Genomic DNA, 2,953 nt, shown 5'->3' on the forward strand with positions numbered 1-2,953 from the left:
GTATCCGTCCGGTCTGCCTGCTCTGACGGCTAATGGAGAGTGCTGATAGTGTCCACCATCGATAGTGGACATCTTGGGGTATTCCATGGCGGGCAAGAAGGGTCAGAAGAAGCGGTTTTGGTCAGATGACGAGAAGCGTGCGATCTGCACGCAAACGCGGGCGGCGGGTATTTCGGTTGCGCAGGTTGCGCGGCGGTATTCGATGAACGCCAATCTTATTCACAAATGGTTGCGCGATCCTCGGTTTGCGCCTGAAGAAGAGGCCGGTGAGGTGCTGGATGCCACTGAGGCGGGGTTTGTGCCTGTCGAGATTGCGGGTGCCGTGCCGGTACTGTCCCATTCCGATATGCGCGTTTCCGCCCCAGCATTGACTGAGCCAGTCTCGGCGCAACGCGTGGACATCACGCTATCGGATGGTCGGCGGATATTGGTGGAAGGCACGACGGCCCTGTCGGCGGTGCTGTCTTTGGTCGAGGGTTTGATGCCGTGATCCCTGTTCCGTCGAACACACGGGTTTGGCTGGCCGCCGGGGTCACAGATATGCGGCGCGGCTTCAACACACTGGCGGCGCAGGCGGAGAAGGTTTTGGAACTCGATCCCTATTCTGGGCATCTGTTTGTGTTCCGGGGGCGTCGGGGCGATCTGCTCAAGATCATATGGTGGGACAGCCAGGGCGCCTGCCTGTTCAGCAAGCGCCTGGAAGGCGGGCGCTTCGTTTGGCCCGCCGCCAAGGATGGCAAAGTCAGCGTGACGGCGGCGCAGTTGTCGATGCTGCTCGAAGGGATTGACTGGCGGATGCCGAAGAAGACATGGCGACCTTTGAGCACGGGGTAATACAATAAATCGGCGCGAACTGGCGTTTCGTGATTCACCCTTCTGCTGCAATAGGTTATATCCGAACCATGTTAGACGCCCTCAAACCCTTGCCTGAAGACCCCGCTGAACTTCGCGCTGTCAGCGAACGTTTGATGGCTGAGGTGCAATCGCTGACCTACCAAAATGAGAAGCTGAAGGCTGAACTTCATGGCCATCGCAAGGCACGGTTCGGTTCCAAATCCGAGAGCCTTGATCAACTGGCTTTCGATCTGGCCGAAGACGATGAGATTGAAGTCGCGGCTGAGGCACAGAAGAGCGAACCAAACAAGGCTGACAACAAACCACCCAAGCGCCAGCACAGCCGCAAACCGTTGCCGGATCATCTGGAGCGGCAGGACGAGGTTTTGTCTCCGGGTGAAGATTGCAATGACTGCGGCGGTTCCCTGCGCCAGGTCGGCGAAGACGTTACCGAGGAGCTGGAGTATATTCCGGGTCGCTTTGTCGTGCGCCGCATTATCCGTCCACGCATGGCCTGCACCTGCTGCGAGGCATTCACACAGGCTCCGCTGCCGTCGCGCCCGATTGAACGGGGCCGACCGGGCCCGGGTCTTCTGGCCCACATCCTGGTTGGCAAATACTGCGATCATCTGCCGTTGGATCGGCAATCCAAAATCTTCGCCCGTGAGAAGGTCGATCTGCACCGCTCCACCCTGACCGATTGGGTGGGGCGCAGCACAGCGCTGCTGGAACCACTGGCTGATCACATCGGCAAGCTGGTCAGGGCAGGCCCCGCGCTCTTTGCCGATGACACACCGGTCAAACTGCAAAGCAAGCTGAAGCCAAAGAAGACGCAAACTGCACGACTATGGAGCTATGTGCGCAATGAGGGCCCGTGGTGCGGGGAGGCCCCGCCCTGTGCGTGGTACCAATTCAGCACGGATCGCAAGGGCGAACATCCCGTCAACCATCTCTCGGGCTATACCGGCACCGTGCATGCCGATGGGTTTGCGGGCTTCAATGGATTGTTCGGCAAAGATAAAGCCGATGAGCAGGCCTGCATGGTGCATGTGCGCCGCAAGTTCGTGGACGAGTTCGAGCGTACCGGCGCAGATATTGCCAAACATGCGATCACGCAGATCGCTGACCTTTATGCTGTTGAGAGGGAAGCCAGAGGCAAAGCACCGGAAGAACGTGTTGCTTTGCGTCAGGCAAGGGCCAAGCCGATCCTCGATGATCTGGAGGCCTGGCTGCAGGCGCAGCTGCCCAAGCTCTCGGGTAAGACCAAACTGGCCGCCGCCATTCGCTATGCTCTGAACCGCATGCCCAAGGCCTGCGCCTATCTGAGCGACGGGCAGCTGGAACTCGACAACAACATCTGTGAGCGCAGCATTCGCCCTATCGCTTTGGGCCGCAAAAACTATCTATTCATGGGGTCTGTCGGTGGCGGAAAGGCCGCAGCGATCGCCTATACCCTGATCGAAACAGCGAAGATGAACGGCGTCGATCCGGAAGCATGGCTGACCTGGGTGCTCGAACGCCTCCCGGATCACAAGATCAATCGCATTAATGAACTGATGCCGTGGCGCTACATCACAGAGGGAGCCGTTTGAAGTGTTTCAGAATGTGTTGAGAAGGTACTTTGCTCCCAGGACGCTCAAAATTGCACTGTATTTCACTGATGCGCGAGCTCTGGCAATTCCTCACGTTACAAGGCCTTTCGCCATCCCAGAAGCTATCTTTCCTGGCGTCGATTGCTACAGTCTGAACACAGTCGAGATCGGCCAAACAATCAAACAAGCAGTACAACAATGCGCATTTAAAAGAAGCAAAGGGCCAAAGCTTGATCTCCTGCAATCTGTAGGCTGGTTTGAAGCCGAAATGGACAAATTCCGCGAAGCCAACGAACTAACAGAAAGGCAATTTCATCAACAGTTGAGGCTTGTCGATATTGAGCTGGCAAAGAACCAATATCTCTTTTGGCCTCAGAAACGAACGCAACGGCGTTTTGCATTTGAGGCGGCCTGCAAATCTGAAGGCCGTTCTAGCTCGCCGGAAGATACCGAAGCAGCTTTGCTAGGCGAAATTATCTTGAAGGTGATGGCCAGAAGTTCATAGCGCGACCACACCGGACGCATAC

4 protein-coding genes are annotated in these 2,953 nt (G+C 57.0%); all 4 read left to right on the top strand.

Annotated elements, in window-relative coordinates; translation table 11 throughout:
• Window positions 1–85 precede the first annotated feature (85 nt).
• The 4 genes from Q0864_RS16510 to Q0864_RS16525 all read left to right on the top strand — a co-directional run bounded on the left by Q0864_RS16510 (window position 86) and on the right by Q0864_RS16525 (window position 2,931).
• Window positions 86–490, top strand: a complete 405-nt coding sequence (locus Q0864_RS16510) for a transposase (protein ID WP_298572056.1) — start codon at window positions 86–88, stop codon at window positions 488–490.
• Entirely contained in the window at window positions 487–834 is a 348-nt protein-coding gene (gene tnpB, locus Q0864_RS16515; protein WP_298572059.1) for an IS66 family insertion sequence element accessory protein TnpB, read from the top strand. The genes Q0864_RS16510 and tnpB overlap by 4 nt, the downstream gene beginning before the upstream one ends.
• Before the next feature lie 134 nt (window positions 835–968).
• Entirely contained in the window at window positions 969–2,426 is a 1,458-nt protein-coding gene (locus tag Q0864_RS16520) for an IS66 family transposase (protein WP_298572064.1), read from the top strand.
• A 1-nt stretch (window position 2,427) separates the two neighbouring features.
• Window positions 2,428–2,931 carry a hypothetical protein gene (locus Q0864_RS16525; RefSeq protein WP_298572062.1) on the top strand — a complete coding sequence of 168 codons (504 nt, stop codon included), beginning with the start codon at window positions 2,428–2,430 and terminating at the stop codon, window positions 2,929–2,931.
• Window positions 2,932–2,953 lie beyond the last annotated feature (22 nt).

Source organism: uncultured Aliiroseovarius sp. (genome assembly GCF_947497285.1).
Classification (GTDB): Bacteria; Pseudomonadota; Alphaproteobacteria; order Rhodobacterales; family Rhodobacteraceae; genus Aliiroseovarius.